A 16024-nucleotide genomic window follows, 5' to 3' on the forward strand; every position below is an offset into this window, starting at 1 on the left:
CGAGCGTGTGCTCGGAGCCATGCTTCCCAAGAGCGCTGATCGACCGCAGTGGTGGGCGAATGTCTCTGATCGGAGAACGTCGCACGTCCAGCGGGAAGCCTGGCGGTCCGCCGGGTACGACGCATTCTTGATCGCGGGCAGGGATCGCGTTCGCTTCCGCCGATCCGATCGCTAGCTCGTCGGTCTTCAGGCGTGCTGCGCAGCGCTCGAAGGCCGGGCAGCGCGGCTGACGCCAGTCCGTTAGCGGCTTCGCAGCGCCAGCACCACGACACGCCGGCGCCGGCGGTTGGTTTCCTAATCGCGTTCGCAATCGCTTCGACTGCGAAACGGAGCCCGCGCAAACGTCAGCAATTTCAAGCGCCCCTGTGTCAGAGGCATTGGGAACCTGGCTCCGCATTGGGAACCCGGGGTGCTCGAGCAGCGGAAGCGCGACTTCCGACAATTGCAGAGGGCGCAAACTGACAAATCGTAAGAGCAGCCCCACCAATGCCCGTCCGCGTCACGCGCGGGAACATCTTGTGAACGCGGGCGTCAGTCGCTACCACTTCCGGCGAGCTTCGGGAGATGTCGCATGGCTGACGCGGCAGGGCGGATCCGCTGCGGGATCGGGGGGTGGACGTTCGAGCCCTGGCGCGGGGTCTTCTACCCGCCGAAGTGGCCCCATGCGCGGGAGCTGGAGTACGCCTCGCGCCGGCTGACCGCGATCGAGATCAACGGAACCTACTACTCGTCGTTCAAGCCGGACAGCTGGGCGAAATGGCGCGCGGCGACGCCCGAGGGCTTCAAGTTCTCGGTCAAGGCCAGCCGGTTCTGCACGAACCGCAAGGTGCTGGCCGACGGCAAGGCCAGCCTGGACATCTTCCTGAACCAGGGGCTGACCGAGCTGGGGGATCGGCTGGGACCGATCCTGTGGCAGTTCATGCCCACCAAGAAGTTCGACTACGACGACTTCGCCGGCTTCATGGACCTGATGCCCGAGCGGATCGGCGACACCCGGGCCCAGCACGTGTTCGAGGTGCGCAACGGGACCTTCAACGACCCGAAGTTCATCGGTCTCTGCCGCGACCGCGGCATCGCGATCTGCAACTCGGACAACGAGAACTACCCCTTCATCCCCGACATCACGGCCGACTTCGTCTACCTGCGCCTGCTGTCGGCCGACGACGAGATCCCCACGGGCTACGAGGCCAAGGACCTCGACCTGTGGGCCGGCCGCTTCCGCGCCTACGCCGAGGGGCGCGTGCCGGGCGACTTCACGCCGGTGGACCGGACCGGACCGCCCGAGGGCCCGCGGGACGTCTACGCGTTCGTCATCCACGAAGGGAAGGTGCGCGCGCCCGCCGCGGCCATGGCGTTCATCTGCCGGGTCGATCCCGAGTTCCAGCCGCCGGAGCCGGCCTGAACCGGCGCTACTGACGCAGCTCGGCCTCGCCGGCGTGCGCCATGAAGACCGGGTCGTCCAGCGGCTCCTCGGGCGGCGCGGCCTCGGGCTGGAACGGCGCGCTGAGGCGGCAGCGGACGCCCGCCGGCTCGAACAGGATCCGCACCTCGCCGCCCAGTTCGCCGGCGAGCCCCCGCTCGAGCAGCCGCGAGCCGAAGCCGCGGGCCTTGGGCGGCGCCACGGGGGGCCCGCCCTCCTCCTGCCATTCGAGGATGAGGCGCGGCGGCTCGGTCTCGGGATCCAGCCGCCAGCGCACCGCGAGCCGCCCCACGTCGTTGGAGAGCGCGCCGTACTTCACGGCGTTGGTGGCCAGCTCGTGGGCGCCCATGGCGAGCGCGAGGGCCATCTTGGGCGAGACCCGCAGGTCGGGGCCCGCGAACTCGACCCGGTGCGCGGCGGCGTGGGGCGAAAGGGTGCGTTCGAGCACCGCCCGCAGCGACGCGCCCGCCCAGCGCTCCCGCGTCAGGATGTCGTGGGCCCAGGCGAGCGCCATGAGGCGGTCCTCGAAGTCGGCCAGCGGCCCGCCGCCGCGGGCGCGTCCCAGGCTCTGCCGCGCCACCGACTGCACCGTGGCCAGCATGTTCTTCACCCGGTGGTTCAGCTCGTGGATGAGGAGCTGCTGGCGCCGCTCGGCGCGGTCGCGCTCCGAGACCTCGCGCTCGAGCCGCGCCTCGTGCAGCTTCGAGGCCGTGACGTCGAGCGTGACGCCCGCCACGCGCACCGGCAGGCCGTCGCGCCGCTCGACGACCGCGGCGCTGGACCGCAGCCAGCGATGCCCCCCGTCCGCGGCCGACACGCGATACTCGAACGCCACCTCGTCGGCGTCCCGCAGCGTCGCCAGGCTGGCCCCCACGCCGGCCAGGTCGTCGTCGAACACGAAGCTGCGCCAGTCGGCGATGGACTCGTCGGGGCCGGCGGTGAGGCCGATCAGGGCGCGGGCGGCCTCCGGGTCCAGCCAGCGCAGGCCGCGCCCCGTCCGCCATTCCCAGGTGGCGGCGCGGGCAGCCTGATGCGCCAGCCGCAGGCTCTCGGTGGTGGAGCGCAGCCGCCGCTCGCTGCGGCGCAGGGTGCGTTCGCTGCGCTCGCGGGCGGTCACGTCGCGCAGGAAGAAGGCGATGCCGCCGGTCACCGGCAGGCCGCGCACCTCGACCCACTCGTCCGCCGCGCCCGGCCGCGCCACCACGAACTCCACGGCGGACGCGTCGCGGACGGCGGCCAGGAACCGCAGCTCGAGGGTCTCGACGCCCAGCCGTTCCAGGATGGGCTTGAGCGCCTTGCCGATCGAGCTGGTGCGGAACGTCTGCAGGAACGCCGCGCCGGCGGCGTTGCAGTAGGTGATGCGCCCGCCGCTGTCGCAGGCGAAGAGCCCGTCCGCGCCCGCGAGCTCGAGCAGGGCTTCGCCCAACTCCACCGCAAGATCGGCGGGCTGTGACCGGTCACGCCTCATGGCCGCCATTCGAGTCCCTCGATGCGGCCCCCCGCGACTCAGAATGCCACAACTGCGCCGTATGCGCCCCGGCGATTGGTCGCAGGGGCGCTTGACCGACCCGGCGTCAGGACGGCCTGCTCACGGACACAACGATGGAGGCGCCCCGATGACCGAGTTCACCCAGGACGACATCATGTTCAAGCCGGGCCTGATGAAGGGCCAGCGCATCCTGATCACCGGCGGGGGCACCGGCCTGGGCAAGGTGATGGCCGAGGCCTGCGTCCTGCTGGGCGCCGACGTGGTCATCTGGGGCCGGCGCGGCGAGGTGGTGAAGGCCGCGGCCCAGGAGCTGACCGACGCCCACGGCGGGCTGGCCGGTGGACGCTGCACCGGCATGGCGGTGGACATCCGCGTGCCGGAGGCGATCCACGACGCCATGGACGAGGTGTGGGCCGGCGGGCCGCTGACGGGCCTCGTCAACAACGCCGCGGGCAACTTCATCAGCCGGACCGAGGACCTGTCGCCGCGGGCCTTCGACGCCATCGCCAACATCGTCTTCCGCGGCTCGTTCTTCGTGACGCTGGACGCCGGCAAGCGCTGGCTGGCCGAGGGCCGGCACGCCTCGGTGATCTCGATCCTCACCACCTGGGTCTGGCACGGCGGGCCCTTCACGGTGCCCAGCGCCATGTCGAAGGCGGGCCTGAACGTGATGACGCAGTCCCTGGCGGTGGAGTGGGGCAACCGCGGCATCCGCTTCAACGCCATCGCCCCCGGCCCCTTCCCGACCGAAGGCGCCTGGGCCCGGCTGAACCCCGGCTCGACGGAGGCGACCGGCGGGGCGCGCCCGAAGGCCGACCCCGGGATCCCGCTCGGGCGGAACGGCGAGATGCGCGAGCTGGCGAACCTGGCCGTCTACCTGCTGGACCCGGGCTCGGCCTATGTGAACGGCCAGACCATCGCCATCGACGGCGGCGGGCACCTGCAGGGCGGCGGCGGCTTCACCCGCCTGGCGGCGTGGGGCGACAAGGAGTGGGAGGCGGCCCGCAACTCGATCCGGGCCAGCAACGAGAAGGACCGCGCCCAGCGCACGGTCTGACCCTCTGCGGACAGGGGGCGCCGCGGTGGAAGGCGGCGTCCGATTTGTCTTTACCTGCGCGTAAACCCGCTTGGCTGAGCCGTACGGCGCATTCTAATGTGACACCCGTCACCTTCGGGGGAGTGGGTGAGGAGTTCCATGTCACAAGTCGCGTATCTTCCCGTGGGCAAGCGGGAGCAGACCAAGGTCCAGAACCGCCAGGCGATCCTGGACGCCGCGCGCGAGGTGTTCGGCGAGCTGGGCTATGACGCATCGACCGTGCGCGACATCATCCGCCGCACGGGGCTCGCGGCCGGCACGTTCTACAACTACTACCGCTCGAAGGAGGAGGTGTTCGCCGCCCTCGCCGACGACGGCGCCCGGCGGTTCGCGCCGATCCTCAAGGGCCTGCGGACCAAGGGCGGCGCCTTCGAGGAGTTCGTCCGCGAGGCGATCGTCGCCTACTTCGAGTTCATGGCCGACGAGCATGTGAGCTGGGTGGCGCGCCGCCCCGCCGGCGAGGCGCATCCCCACATCCAGGGCGAGACCCCGGAGATGGCCGCCGTGTTCGCCGAGGTGAAGGACGCCATCGAGGACGCCATCGCCCAGGGCAAGGGGCCGGCGGCGGACTCGGAGTACATGGCCGCCGCCTGCATCGGCATCGCCCGCGAGGTGGGCGAGAAGATGCTGACGCGGCGCCCCATCGACGTGGCGGCCGCCGCCGACTTCGCCGCGGCCATGATCCTGGGCGGCGTGAAGGGCCTCCCGGCGGGCGGTGGGGCTTAGGCTTCCATTCCCATGCGGCGCCGCTGCTAGGACGCGGCGATCCAAGCGGAGACCCCGGATGCGCGCCCTGGTCGTCGAAGAACTGCTGCCCGACTACGCGGGCGTCCACGTCCGCGACCTGCCGCTGCCGCAGCCTGGGCCGGGCGAGGTGCGGATCAGGGTGCGCGCGGCGGCGGTGAACTTCCCGGACCTGATGCAGACCCGCGGGGAGCACCAGCACAAGCCGCCGATCCCGTTCGTGGGCGGCATGGAACTCGCGGGCGAGATCGACGCCCTGGGCGAGGGCGTCGCGGGCTTCGCGGTGGGCGACGCGGTCTGCAGCGGCGGCCGGGGCGGTTTCGCCGAGTACGCCATCCTGCCCGCGGCGACCCTGCGCCGGAAGCCGGAAGGCCTGAGCTTCAGCGCGGCGGCGGGCTATCCGGTGGCCTACCTCACGGCCTATGTGGCCTTCAGCCGCATCGGCATGGTGCAGCCCGGCGAGTGGGTGCTGGTGCACGGCGCGGCCGGCGGCGTGGGCCTGGCGGCGGTGGACTACGCCAAGGTGCTGGGCGCGAAGGTGATCGCGGCCTCGGCGTCGGACGAAAAGCTGGCGATCATCGCCAAGGAGTACGACGTCGACGCCACGGTGAACGTCACCGGCGGCTTCCGCGAACGGGTGAAGGCGATCACCGGCGGGCGCGGGGCGGATGTGATCTACGACCCCGTCGGCGGCGACGTGTTCGACGAGTCGATCCGCTGCATCGCGTTCGGCGGCCGGATCCTGTCCATAGGCTTCACCAGCGGCCGGCTGCCCGTGCTGCCGGTCAACATCGCGCTGATCAAGGGCTTCTCGGTCATGGGCGTGCGCGCCGGCGAGTACGGCCGCCAGAACCCGGAGAAAGGCCGCGAGAACAACGAGGCCATCTGGCGCCTGGCCGAGGAGGGTCGCGTCAAGCCGCGGGTCGACCGCGAGTACCCGCTCGCGGACTGGCGCGAGGCCTTCGAGACGCTCGCCCAGCGCAAGGTCGTGGGAAAGACCATCATCCGGCCCGACCTGTGATGTAATGGGGCTCCCTGACCCGGGACGCAGCGGAGCTGGACGCCATGACCATCGGCAGCGAAGACGACCTCGAGAAGCTCAAGGCGGCAGGCCGCCTCGTGGCGCGGACCCTGAAGGCGATGGGCGATGCGCTGGAGCCCGGGATCACGACGCGCGAACTGGACGACCTGGGCCGGCGGATGCTCGAGTCCGAAGGCGCGCGCCCGGCGCCGGAGCTGACGTACGGCTTCCCAGGCGCCACGTGCATCTCGGTGGGCCCCGACGTGGCGCACGGCATTCCCGACGACACCCGGGTGCAGGCGGGCGACCTGATCAACATCGACGTCTCGGCCGAGCTGGACGGCTTCTTCGCCGACACCGGCGCCTCGTTCGCCGTGCCTCCGGTGGCGGCGCGCGTGGAGCGCCTCTGCCGGGACGGCCGGCGCGCGCTGTGGACCGGCATCCGCGCGGTGCGGCCGGGGGCGTCCCTGGCGGCGCCCGGACGCGACATCGAGGCGTTCGCGCGCCGCAACGGGTATTCGCTGGTCAGGACCCTCGCCAGCCATGGCGTGGGCGCGTCGCTGCATGAGGAGCCCACCGAGATCCCGACCTGGGCCGACCGGTCGGAGCGGCGGACCATCCGCGAGGGCCTCGTGTTCACCCTGGAGCCGTTTCTCTCGCTGGGCGCCGACTGGGTGGACGAGACGCGGGAAGACGGCTGGACGCTCGGACCGCCCGGCGGCGAACCCACCGTCCAGTACGAGCACACGCTGGTCGCAACCCGCCGGGGACCGGTGGTGGTGACGCTGCCCTGATCGGCCCGGGGTGGAAACGCTGAGGTCGCCCGGTTGACAGGCCCGGCCCGTTCCACTATCCACCGCCGCTCGAATTTTCGACCCGGAGCCTTCCCGTGAAGCGGACCTTTCAGCCGTCCCGACTCGTGCGCAAGCGCCGTCACGGCTTCCGCCTGCGCATGTCCACCAAGAATGGGCAGAAGGTGCTGGCTCGCCGCCGCGCCAAGGGCCGCAAGCGCCTGAGCGCCTAGCGACCTCGCACTTTTCCCGGCCTTGGGGAGACCCGGACCGGGGGACCTGCAGGCATCGAAGTTCCAGAAGGCCCGCGGCGGCGACGCCGCGGGCCTTCTTGACGAGTCGGCGTCTATGCGCCCCGGTCTTCCCCTTCGAAACCGGGATGGCGGCACGATCTTGGACACACCCCCCATCACCCGCCTGACCAAGCGCAGCGAGTTCCTGGCCTGCGCCCAGGCGCCGTCGTGCGCGAAGGGCGCCGTGGTCGTCCAGGCGCGGGCGCGCGGCGACGACGACCCCGCCGTCCGCGTGGGGTTCACGGCGACGAAACGCATCGGCGGGGCGGTCCAGCGCAACCGCGCCAAGCGGCGCATGCGCGAAGCGGCGCGGCGCGTCCTGCCCGATCACGCCCGACCGGGCCACGACTACGTGCTGATCGCGCGCGGCGGCGTGATCACCCGGCCGTGGGACCGTTTGCTTGACGATGTGAAAACTGCGCTGGTAAGGCTCGCCGCCGACCGGCCGGCTCCCCAAATCCGATAGGCCCGCCCACCTTTCCTCGACGGACCGCGTCCCCCTTATGCAAGACGAGAACCAACGCAACACGATCATCTTCGTCGTGTGCGCGTTCCTGATCCTCATCGGCTACCAGTTCTTCGTCATCGAGCCGTCGAACCAGAAGAAGGTCGCCGAGGAGAAGGCCCGCGCCGCCGCCGCCAAGACCCTGTCGCCCTCGCGGCCGGCCGTGGCGCCGGGCCCGCAGGTGGTGAACCGGCAGGCGGCGGTGTCGGCCAGCCCGCGGGTGCCCATCGAAACGCCCGCGCTCCGGGGATCGCTCTCGCTGCGCGGCGCGCGCATCGACGACCTGTGGCTGAGCAACTACCGCCAGACGCTCAAGAAGGACTCGCCGCCGGTCGAGCTGCTGCGGCCCGAGGGCACGCAGTACGCCTGGTTCGCCGATGTGGGCTGGGCCGGCCTGAACGTGCCCGGACTGCCGAACGCCCAGACGCTGTGGACGCTGTCGAGCGGTTCGGTGCTGGCGCCCGGCAAGCCCGTGACGCTCACCTACGCCAACGGCCAGGGGCTGACGTTCACCCGCACCATCGCCGTGGACGACCAGTACATGTTCACGGTCACCGACGCGGTGGCGAACACCACCGGGGCGCCGATCACGCTCGCACCGTACGGCTCGGTCCAGCGCCAGGGCGTCCCGCCGACGCTCGGTCGCAACAGCATCGTGCACGAAGGCGGCATGGGCTGGTTCGACGGCAAGCGCCGACCGATCAAGTACGCCAAGTGGCAGAAGGAGGGCGGCGGTCCGTCCCACGCGTCCACCGGCGGCTGGATCGGCATCACCGACCACTACTGGCTGGCGGCCCTGATCCCGGACCAGAAGCAGGGCTTCGAGGCGCAGTACAAGCTGACCAAGGCCCCGGGGCTCAACCTGCTCGCCGCCACCTTCACCGGCCAGGCCCGCACCATCCAGCCCGGCCGGCAGGTCGAGTCCACCGTGCGCGTCTTCGCCGGCGCCAAGCGGATGCCGGTGCTCGAGGCCTACCAGGAGAAGCTCGGCGTCCAGCACCTCGACGAGGCGGTGGACTGGGGCATGTTCTGGTTCCTGACGCGGCCGGTCTACCAGCTGCTCAACTTCCTCTTCGGACTCGTGGGCAACTTCGGCGTCGCGATCCTGATCCTGACCGTCATCGTGCGCCTGCTGCTGTTCCCCATGGCGAACAAGCAGTACGAGTCCATGACCAAGATGAAGAAGGTGCAGCCCGCGATGGAGGAGCTGCGCAAGAAGTTCAAGGACGACCCGCAGCGCCAGCAGCAGGAGCTGCTCGCCCTCTACCAGCGCGAGAAGGTGAACCCGCTGGCCGGCTGCCTGCCGCTGCTGCTGACGATTCCGATCTTCTTCGCGCTGTTCAAGGTGCTGACCGTCACGATCGAGATGCGGCACGCGCCGTTCGTGGGCTTCATCAAGGACCTCTCGGCGCCCGATCCGACCACCATCTTCAACCTGTTCGGCCTGATCCCGTGGGATCCCGGCACGGCGCCGCTCATCGGCGGGCTCCTGGCCTACGGCAACCCGCCCGGCTTCCTGCACATCGGCATCATGGCGATCCTCTACGGGTTCACCACCTGGCTCACCACGGCCATGAGCCCGCCGGCGCCCGATCCGATGCAGCAGCGCATCTTCCAGCTGATGCCGATCCTGTTCACCTTCATCATGGCGCAGTTCGCGATCGGCCTGCTGCTCTACTACACCTGGTCGAACATCCTGACCGCCCTGCAGCAGTACGTGATCATGCGGCGGTTCAAGGTGGACAACCCGATCGACCAGCTGATCGCGCGGCTGTCGGGCAAGCCCAGGACCACGGGGTGAGCGCGGCGCCCGACGCCCCGTTCGACGCCGAGGCGCTGGAGGCGGCGCGGGTCTTCTTTGCCCACCCGGTGACGTTCCTGATGGGGGCCGTCTCGATCCAGGGACTGCCGCCGGCCGACCTGCCGGAGGTGGCCTTCGCCGGCCGATCCAACGTGGGCAAGAGCTCGCTGATCAACGCCGTGACCGGGCGCAAGGACCTGGCCCGGGCCTCCACGGCGCCGGGCCGCACGCGCGAGCTCAACTTCTTCGTCGCCGACGAGCGGCTGAGGCTGGTCGACCTGCCCGGCTACGGCTTCGCCAAGGTGAGCCGCAGCGCGGCGAACAAGTTCCAGAACCTGGGCCGCAGCTACCTGCGCGGCCGTCCCAACCTGAAGCGGGCCTACCTGCTGATCGACAGCCGCCATGGCCTGAAGGACGTCGATCGCGAGGCGATGGACGCGTTCGACACCGCGGCCGTGAGCTATCAGGTCGTCCTCACCAAGGCCGACAAGCTGCGCAGCGCGCGCGAGGTCGAGGCGGTCAAGGCCGATACGCTCGCGAAGGTCGCCAAGCGGCCCGCGGCGTTCCCGCGGGTGATCGCCACCTCGGCGGAAAAGGGCGACGGCGTCGCACAGCTGCGGGCCGAGATCCTGGCCGCCTGCGAGCTGGCGGGTGGCTGAGGCGCGAGACGCGCTGGCGCAGGGCGTGGCCCATCTCGAAGCCGGGCGAAGCGACGCGGCGATGGCAGCTTTCCGCGCCGCGCTCGCCGCCGATCCGGTCCAGCCGCTGGCGGTGCGGAACCTCGGGGTCCTGCTGATCGAGCGGGCGCGCTTCGACGAGGCGCTGGGCGTGGCCGACGCCGCGCTCGCGCATGCGCCCGGCCACGGCGAGGCGCTGCTGCTGCGCGGCGAGGGCCTGGCGGGGCTGGCGCGGCACGCCGAGGCGGCCCAGGCCTACGAGGCGGTGCTGGCGGCCGGCGGTCCGGCCTACGAGGCGCTCTGCCAGCTGGGCCTCGCCCGCTCGGCCATGGGCCGCCACGACGAGGCGCTGGAGGCCCTCGACGCCGCCGTCGCCCTGCGCCCCGAGGACGCCCTCGCCCGGCACCGCCGCGCGATCGTGCGCCTGCAGCTGCGCGACTTCGCCGGCGGCTGGGCCGACTACGAAGCCCGGCTGGACCTGAAGCGCTTCCTGCCGGTGGCGGGGGGCATCGTGAACGCCCGCACGCGGCCGCTGCTGACGCCGACGACGCGCCCCGACGCCCTCGCCGGCAAGCGCGTGCTGCTGCTGGGGGAGCAGGGCGTGGGCGACCAGATCATGTTCGCCAGCATGATCCCCGACCTGGTCCGGCTGGGCGCCCGCGTGGGCTGCGTGTGCGACCCGCGGCTGGTCGGCCTGTTCGCGGCGTCCTTCCCGCAGGCCGGATTCGTCGGCCCCGAGGCCGCGCGCCTGGACCTCTCGGCGGTGGACGCCGTGCTGGCGATGGGGAGCCTGGGCGGCCTCTTCCGGCCCGATGCGGCGGCCTTTCCAGGGTCGCCCTACCTGCGCCCGAGCCCGGCGTCTGAGGCGCGCTGGGCGCAGCGCCTGGGTCCGCGCACGGCGCGGCTGCGGGTGGGCCTCTCGTGGCGCGGCGGCTCGCCGAATACCCGGCAGGACCAGCGCTCGCTGTCGCTGGGCGCGCTGGGGCCCGTCCTCGACCTGCCCGGCTGCGAGTTCGTCAGCCTGCAGTACGGCGACGTGGAGTCCGAGGTCGCGGCGGCGAACCATGGCCGGGCGCAGCCGATCCGCATCTTCCCCGCCGCGGACATCGACGACTTCGACGATCTGGCGGGCCTCGTGGCCAACCTCGACCTGGTGGTGTCGGTGCAGACGACCCTGGTCCACCTGACCGGCGCCCTGGGCCGGACCTGCCTGACCCTCATTCCGCACGTGGCCGAGTGGCGCTACACAGCCGCCGGGCCCGCGATGCCCTGGTACCGCTCGGTCCGGCTGTTCCGGCAGGCGGCCCCGGGCGACTGGGCCCCCGTCCTGGCGGAGGTCGCCGCCGCCGTCGCCGCCCGCCTGGAGTCCTGAGCGCCCGTGCCGCCGTTCGAACCGCTGGACATCTACATCGGCTACGATCGCCAGGAGATCGTGGCCTACCACGTGCTGGCCCAGAGCATCCTCGAGCGCAGCTCTCGCCCGGTGCGGCTGACGCCCATCGCGCTCTCCACCATCCGGCCGATCTTCGACCGCCCGCCGGTCTCGGCGCAGTCTACCGACTTCTCGTTCTCGCGGTTCCTGACCCCCTATCTGTCGGGCTACGCCGGCTGGTCGCTGTTCATGGACTGCGACATGCTTCTGCGCACCGACGTGGCCGAGCTGTTCGCCCTGGCGGACGACCGCTATGCGGTGATGGTGGCGCAGCACGACTACACCCCGCGCGACGAGGTGAAGTTCCTGAACCATCCGCAGGCCCGCTACGCCAAGAAGAACTGGTCGAGCGTGATGCTGATGAACAACGCCCGCTGCCGGGCGCTGACGCCCGAGTTCGTGCAGACGGCGTCGGGGCTGGAGCTCCACCAGTTCAAGTGGCTCGCGGACGAGGCCGAGATCGGCGCGCTGCCCCTGGAATGGAACTGGCTGGTGGGCGAGTACGACATGAACCCGGACGCCCGGATCGCCCACTTCACCCGCGGCGGGCCGTACTTCGCGGACTATGCCGACTGCGACTACGCCGACGAGTGGCGCGCGGCGCTGAACCGCACCACCTCCGTCGCCACGGGGCGCTAGCGGTTTCAGGGACCTTCGCCGGGGCGCAAGCTACCGCCTCGGTCCTCCCCTGCAAGTCGCTCGCGCTGGAGGCAGCCCCCCTCCACCGCCTTCGGCGGTCCCCCTCCCTCTGCGGGGGAGGACCGGGGGCGGTCTTCAGCTCCGATGGCCCGGACGCCGCGAGCTAGGCGCCCGTTGCGTCAGGCGGCTAACTGGCGGTCGAACGTTCCGAGGATGCCGCCGATGATCGACATGTCCGCCCGCCCCATCTTCGACGAGGAGCTGAACCTGTTCCGCGACCAGGTGCGGAAGTTCTACGAGAAGGCGCTGATCCCCAACCTCGACCGCTGGGAGGAGGAGGGCATCATCGGCCGCGACTTCTGGCTGGCGTGCGGCGAGGCGGGCCTGCTGTGCCCCGGCGTGCCCGCGGAGTACGGCGGGCTGGGGCTCGACTTCCGGTACAACGCCGTGATCAGCGAGGAGCTGTTCTACGCCGGCTCGACCTCCGGCATCACGCTGCAGAGCGACATCGTCGCGGACTACATCGTCAACTACGGGTCGGAAGCGCAGAAGCGCGAATGGCTGCCGAAGATGGTCTCGGGCGAGGCCGTCACCGCGATCGCCATGACCGAGCCGGGCACGGGCTCGGACCTGCAGGCCGTGCGCACGACCGCCCTCCGCGACGGCGACCACTACGTGGTCAACGGCAGCAAGACCTACATCACCAACGGCCAGAGCGCCGACCTGGTGATCGTGGTCGCCAAGACCGATCCCACCCAGGGCGGCAAGGGCATCTCGCTGGTCCTGGTGGAGGCCACCCGCGAGGGCTTCAAGCGCGGCCGGAACCTGGACAAGATCGGCCAGAACTCGGCCGACACCTCGGAGCTGTTCTTCGAGGACGTGCGCGTGCCGGCAGCCAACATCCTGGGCGAGGAGGGCCGCGGCTTCGCCCAGCTGATGACCCAGCTGCCGCAGGAGCGGCTGGGGATCGCGGCGCAGGCGCAGGCGGCGGCGCAGCGCGCCTTCGACGAAGGCGTGAAGTTCACCAAGGAACGCAAGGCGTTCGGCCAGACGGTGTTCGACTTCCAGAACACGCGGTTCACGCTGGCGGGACTGAAGGCCAAGATGCAGGCGGGCTGGGCGCACCTGGACTGGGCGATCGCGCGCCACCTGGACGGCAAGCTCACCGCCGCCGAGGCCTCGGCCGCGAAGCTGTTCCACACCGAGCTGCAGTGGGAGGTCTGCGACGCGGCCCTGCAGCTGCACGGCGGCGCGGGCTACATGAACGAGTACCCGATCGCGCGGCTGTGGCGCGACGCCCGCGTGCAGCGGATCTACGGCGGCACGTCCGAGATCATGAAGGAAGTGGTCGCCCGTACCATCTAGGGCCCATCCGGCCGGCGCCGGATGCAACAAGCGCCGCCTTGCCGCGTTGACTCCCGGCCAGTGTGTCGGGGGCCAGCATGAGTGCATCCGGGTTCGTGCCGTCCATCGCCGATGCCCGGCCCCGTGTCGACCGCCGTGGAAACCGGCTGCTCGGCGCCCTCTCGGGCCGGGATTTCGCGGTCCTGGAGCCGCACCTGGAGCCGGTTCGGCTCGAACGCGGCCAGGTGCTGTTCGAGCCGGGCGACGACGTCGCCACGACGCACTTCCCCTGCCACCGCACCATGGCCTCGCTGCTGGTCGTCACGCGCGACGGGCGCGAGGTCGAGGCGGCGACGATCGGGCGCGAAGGCGCCGTGGGCGGCATCGTGTCCGAAGGCCACAAACCCGCGTTCGGGCGCGCCGTGGTGCAGATCGGCGGCGAGGCGCTGGCGATCCCCACCAGTCACCTCGAGGCGGCCAAGACCGGTTCGCCCCGCTTCGGCGACCTGTTCTCGCGCTACGCCGACGCGCTGCTCGCCCAGATGATGCAGTCGGTAGCCTGCAACGCCCTCCACAGCGCCGAGGAGCGGGCCAGCCGCTGGCTGCTGGCCACCCACGACCGGGCCGGCGACAGGATGATCCAGCTGACGCAGGAGAGCCTGGCCGAGATGCTGGGCCTGCAGCGCACGACGGTGACCGCCGTGACCGCCGGCCTGCAAGCGCGGGGCCTGATCCGCACGCACCGCGGCCGCGTGGAGATCGTGGACAGGCCCGGGCTCGAGCGCGCGTCGTGCGAGTGCTACCGCGCGGTGGAGGACCACTTCGCGGCCCTGTTGCCCGAGGTGGACGTCTAGCGGGCGCGCGTGAGCCCCCTCCCCCGCCCGGAGACCTCGCGGCGCCGCAGGGCGCTAGCGCCGGACCACCTCGCCGCCCTTCATGACGAACACCGGCCGCTCCAGCAGGGTGACGTCGGCGAGCGGGTCGCCCCTGACGCCCACCATGTCGCCCCAGAAGCCGGGGGCCACCTGGCCCACGTCCTTGTCCCAGGCCAGCGCAGCGGCGGCGTTGACGGTGGCCGACTGGATCGCCTGCAGGGGCGTCGCGCCGTAGCGGACCATCACGGCGAACTGCTTCGCGTTCCAGCCGTGCGGGAAGATGCCGGCGTCGGTGGAGTAAATCATCCGCGCGCCGGCCCGGAGCGCCTTGCGGAAGTTCTCCCGCTGGATGTCGCCGATGTCGCGGTCCTTCTTGAGGTTCTCCTCCAGCACGCCGTTCTTCCGGCCCTCGGCCTGGGTGTAGTCGGTGTTGTAGATGTCGAAGCCCAGCCAGGTCTTCTTCTCCACGGCCAGCCTGACGCCCTCGTCGTCGATCAGGCTCACGTGCTCGATGGTGTCCACGCCGGCCTGGATGGCGGCCCTGATGCCGGGCGCGCCGTGGGCGTGGGCGGCGACCGTCATGCCGGCCATGTGCGCCTCCTCGACCACCGCCTTCATCTCCTCCAGCGACAGCTCCTGCGACCCCGGCGCGGTGCCGCGGGAGAAGACGCCGCCCGTGGCGCAGATCTTGATCATGCGCGCGCCGTATTTGCGCTGGGCGCGCACCAGCCGCCGGGCCTCCTCCGGGCCGTCCATGACGCCGGGGCTCTTCTGCTGCATCGAGGGCGGGAAGAAGGTCTCGTCGCAGTGGCCGCCCGTGGCGCTGAGCGCGTAGCCCGCCGCCATGATCCGCGGACCGGGAACCCACCCCTCGTCGATCGCCTCGCGCACGCCGACGTCGGCGTAGAAGGCCGAGCCGACGTTGCGCACGGTGGTGAACCCGGCCTCCAGCGTGGCGCGGGCGTTGGCGACGGCCAGCGCGGTCCAGAAGGTGTCGGTGAACTGGTAGGCGGAGTAGCCGCCGTACCGGCCGGTGCTCGTCAGGTGCACGTGCATGTCGATGAGGCCCGGCAGCAGGGTGACGCCGGGCAGGTCGACCTGCCGCGCGCCGGGAGGCGGCGCGTCCCCCGCCTGACCGACGGAGACCACGCGGCCGTCGGTGACGACGATCAGGGGACGCTCCACATACTTCCCCGTCCGCACGTCCAGCAGCCGGTCCGCCGTGACGGCCACGGTGTCGGCCTGGGCGGCGCCGGCCGCCAGGAGTCCGGCCAGCATCGCTCCCAGCAGCTTGCGCATCGCAGGTCCCTCTGTTCCAGCCCTGGCTTAGCACGCCCGGGGATGCGGGGAAGTCCCGCCCCTGCGCCCGCTCAGGGGCCGTGACAGCCGGGCGACCGTCCGCTATCGGGACGCCGCGGGCGTGAGGACGGTGAGTTGAGCGAAGACACCCAAGGGCAGCAGGGCTGGGCCACGGCGAAGACGCTGGCGGAGGCGTTGCCCTTCATCCAGATCTACGACCGCGAGACCGTGGTCATCAAGTACGGCGGCCACGCCATGGGCGAGGAGAGCGTCGCCAAGCTGTTCGCCGCCGACGTGGTGCTGCTGAAGATGCTGGGCGTCCATCCGGTGGTCGTGCACGGCGGCGCCCGCAGATCTCGGCCTGGCTCGGGAAGGCGGGGGTGAAGTCCACCTTCGTCGACGGCCTGCGCGTCACCGACCAGGCGACCATGGAAGTGGCCGAGATGGTGCTGTCCGGCGCCATCAACAAGGAGATCGCCAGCTGGATAACCCAGGCGGGCGCCGAGGCCGACGTGCGCGGCGTGGGCCTGTCGGGCAAGGACGCCAAGCTGATCACCGTGGAGAAGGTGAAGCGCACCAAGCGGGCGCCGGACAGCGT

15 protein-coding genes and 1 pseudogene are annotated in these 16024 nt (G+C 71.3%); 14 read left to right on the forward strand and 2 right to left on the reverse strand.

Annotated elements, in window-relative coordinates:
- The first annotated feature begins 571 nt into the window (after nucleotides 1-571).
- The gene (locus tag JNK30_RS10925) at nucleotides 572-1402 is read left to right on the forward strand and encodes a DUF72 domain-containing protein (protein ID WP_293482268.1); all 831 of its coding nucleotides are present in this window, start codon (nucleotides 572-574) and stop codon (nucleotides 1400-1402) included.
- A gap of 7 nt (nucleotides 1403-1409) precedes the next feature.
- Here JNK30_RS10925 and JNK30_RS10930 read toward each other — a convergent pair whose 3' ends face one another.
- Nucleotides 1410-2888 carry an HWE histidine kinase domain-containing protein gene (locus tag JNK30_RS10930; RefSeq protein WP_293482269.1) on the reverse strand — a complete coding sequence of 493 codons (1479 nt, stop codon included), beginning with the start codon at nucleotides 2886-2888 and terminating at the stop codon, nucleotides 1410-1412.
- Nucleotides 2889-3036: 148 nt separating this feature from the next.
- Between JNK30_RS10930 and JNK30_RS10935 the strand changes: the two genes are divergently transcribed.
- From JNK30_RS10935 to JNK30_RS10990, 12 genes are all read left to right on the forward strand, one after another.
- Complete coding sequence (locus tag JNK30_RS10935; protein WP_293482270.1) at nucleotides 3037-3966, forward strand: SDR family oxidoreductase; 930 nt, start codon at nucleotides 3037-3039, stop codon at nucleotides 3964-3966.
- Between the two features lie 138 nt (nucleotides 3967-4104).
- A complete protein-coding gene (locus JNK30_RS10940) occupies nucleotides 4105-4731 on the forward strand; it encodes a TetR/AcrR family transcriptional regulator (protein WP_293482271.1) in 627 nt (208 codons plus the stop codon).
- A 58-nt stretch (nucleotides 4732-4789) separates the two neighbouring features.
- Nucleotides 4790-5770, forward strand: a complete 981-nt coding sequence (locus JNK30_RS10945; RefSeq protein ID WP_293482272.1) for an NADPH:quinone oxidoreductase family protein — start codon at nucleotides 4790-4792, stop codon at nucleotides 5768-5770.
- A gap of 44 nt (nucleotides 5771-5814) precedes the next feature.
- Complete coding sequence (gene map / locus JNK30_RS10950) at nucleotides 5815-6564, forward strand: type I methionyl aminopeptidase (RefSeq protein ID WP_293482273.1); 750 nt, start codon at nucleotides 5815-5817, stop codon at nucleotides 6562-6564.
- A gap of 95 nt (nucleotides 6565-6659) precedes the next feature.
- Entirely contained in the window at nucleotides 6660-6794 is a 135-nt protein-coding gene (rpmH, locus tag JNK30_RS10955) for a 50S ribosomal protein L34 (RefSeq protein ID WP_293482274.1), read from the forward strand.
- Between the two features lie 157 nt (nucleotides 6795-6951).
- Entirely contained in the window at nucleotides 6952-7320 is a 369-nt protein-coding gene (gene rnpA / locus JNK30_RS10960; protein WP_367118743.1) for a ribonuclease P protein component, read from the forward strand.
- Nucleotides 7321-7357: 37 nt separating this feature from the next.
- Nucleotides 7358-9160, forward strand: a complete 1803-nt coding sequence (gene yidC / locus JNK30_RS10965; protein ID WP_293482276.1) for a membrane protein insertase YidC — start codon at nucleotides 7358-7360, stop codon at nucleotides 9158-9160.
- An 80-nt stretch (nucleotides 9161-9240) separates the two neighbouring features.
- A complete protein-coding gene (gene yihA, locus JNK30_RS10970; protein WP_293482282.1) occupies nucleotides 9241-9819 on the forward strand; it encodes a ribosome biogenesis GTP-binding protein YihA/YsxC in 579 nt (192 codons plus the stop codon).
- Nucleotides 9812-11209 (forward strand): tetratricopeptide repeat protein, encoded by a 1398-nt coding sequence (locus tag JNK30_RS10975; protein ID WP_293482277.1) that lies wholly within the window; start codon nucleotides 9812-9814, stop codon nucleotides 11207-11209. The genes yihA and JNK30_RS10975 overlap by 8 nt, the downstream gene beginning before the upstream one ends.
- Nucleotides 11210-11215: 6 nt before the next feature.
- The gene (locus tag JNK30_RS10980) at nucleotides 11216-11908 is read left to right on the forward strand and encodes a hypothetical protein (RefSeq protein ID WP_293482278.1); all 693 of its coding nucleotides are present in this window, start codon (nucleotides 11216-11218) and stop codon (nucleotides 11906-11908) included.
- Nucleotides 11909-12121: 213 nt separating this feature from the next.
- A complete protein-coding gene (locus JNK30_RS10985) occupies nucleotides 12122-13273 on the forward strand; it encodes an acyl-CoA dehydrogenase family protein (RefSeq protein WP_293482279.1) in 1152 nt (383 codons plus the stop codon).
- Nucleotides 13274-13350: 77 nt separating this feature from the next.
- Nucleotides 13351-14106 (forward strand): Crp/Fnr family transcriptional regulator, encoded by a 756-nt coding sequence (locus JNK30_RS10990; RefSeq protein ID WP_293482280.1) that lies wholly within the window; start codon nucleotides 13351-13353, stop codon nucleotides 14104-14106.
- A 54-nt stretch (nucleotides 14107-14160) separates the two neighbouring features.
- On the opposite strand, the gene JNK30_RS10995 is transcribed toward JNK30_RS10990, so the two are convergent.
- Complete coding sequence (locus tag JNK30_RS10995; protein ID WP_293482281.1) at nucleotides 14161-15426, reverse strand: amidohydrolase family protein; 1266 nt, start codon at nucleotides 15424-15426, stop codon at nucleotides 14161-14163.
- 135 nt (nucleotides 15427-15561) lie between these two features.
- On the opposite strand from JNK30_RS10995, the pseudogene argB reads away from it, so the two are divergent.
- Nucleotides 15562-16024, forward strand: a pseudogene (gene argB, locus JNK30_RS11000) (acetylglutamate kinase); the annotation flags it as partial.

The organism is Phenylobacterium sp., from assembly GCF_016793225.1.
In the GTDB taxonomy this organism is placed as follows: domain Bacteria; phylum Pseudomonadota; class Alphaproteobacteria; order Caulobacterales; family Caulobacteraceae; genus Phenylobacterium.

What these genes read in the sequence shown, in the direction of transcription:
- JNK30_RS10925 (WP_293482268.1), top strand. Translation starts at nt 572, where the DNA reads ATGGCTGACGCGGCAGGGCGGATCCGCTGCGGGATCGGGGGGTGGACG.
- JNK30_RS10930 (WP_293482269.1), bottom strand. Translation starts at nt 2,888, where the DNA reads ATGAGGCGTGACCGGTCACAGCCCGCCGATCTTGCGGTGGAGTTGGGC.
- JNK30_RS10935 (WP_293482270.1), top strand. Translation starts at nt 3,037, where the DNA reads ATGACCGAGTTCACCCAGGACGACATCATGTTCAAGCCGGGCCTGATG.
- JNK30_RS10940 (WP_293482271.1), top strand. Translation starts at nt 4,105, where the DNA reads ATGTCACAAGTCGCGTATCTTCCCGTGGGCAAGCGGGAGCAGACCAAG.
- JNK30_RS10945 (WP_293482272.1), top strand. Translation starts at nt 4,790, where the DNA reads ATGCGCGCCCTGGTCGTCGAAGAACTGCTGCCCGACTACGCGGGCGTC.
- map (WP_293482273.1), top strand. Translation starts at nt 5,815, where the DNA reads ATGACCATCGGCAGCGAAGACGACCTCGAGAAGCTCAAGGCGGCAGGC.
- yidC (WP_293482276.1), top strand. Translation starts at nt 7,358, where the DNA reads ATGCAAGACGAGAACCAACGCAACACGATCATCTTCGTCGTGTGCGCG.
- yihA (WP_293482282.1), top strand. Translation starts at nt 9,241, where the DNA reads ATGGGGGCCGTCTCGATCCAGGGACTGCCGCCGGCCGACCTGCCGGAG.
- JNK30_RS10985 (WP_293482279.1), top strand. Translation starts at nt 12,122, where the DNA reads ATGCCGCCGATGATCGACATGTCCGCCCGCCCCATCTTCGACGAGGAG.
- JNK30_RS10990 (WP_293482280.1), top strand. Translation starts at nt 13,351, where the DNA reads ATGAGTGCATCCGGGTTCGTGCCGTCCATCGCCGATGCCCGGCCCCGT.
- JNK30_RS10995 (WP_293482281.1), bottom strand. Translation starts at nt 15,426, where the DNA reads ATGCGCAAGCTGCTGGGAGCGATGCTGGCCGGACTCCTGGCGGCCGGC.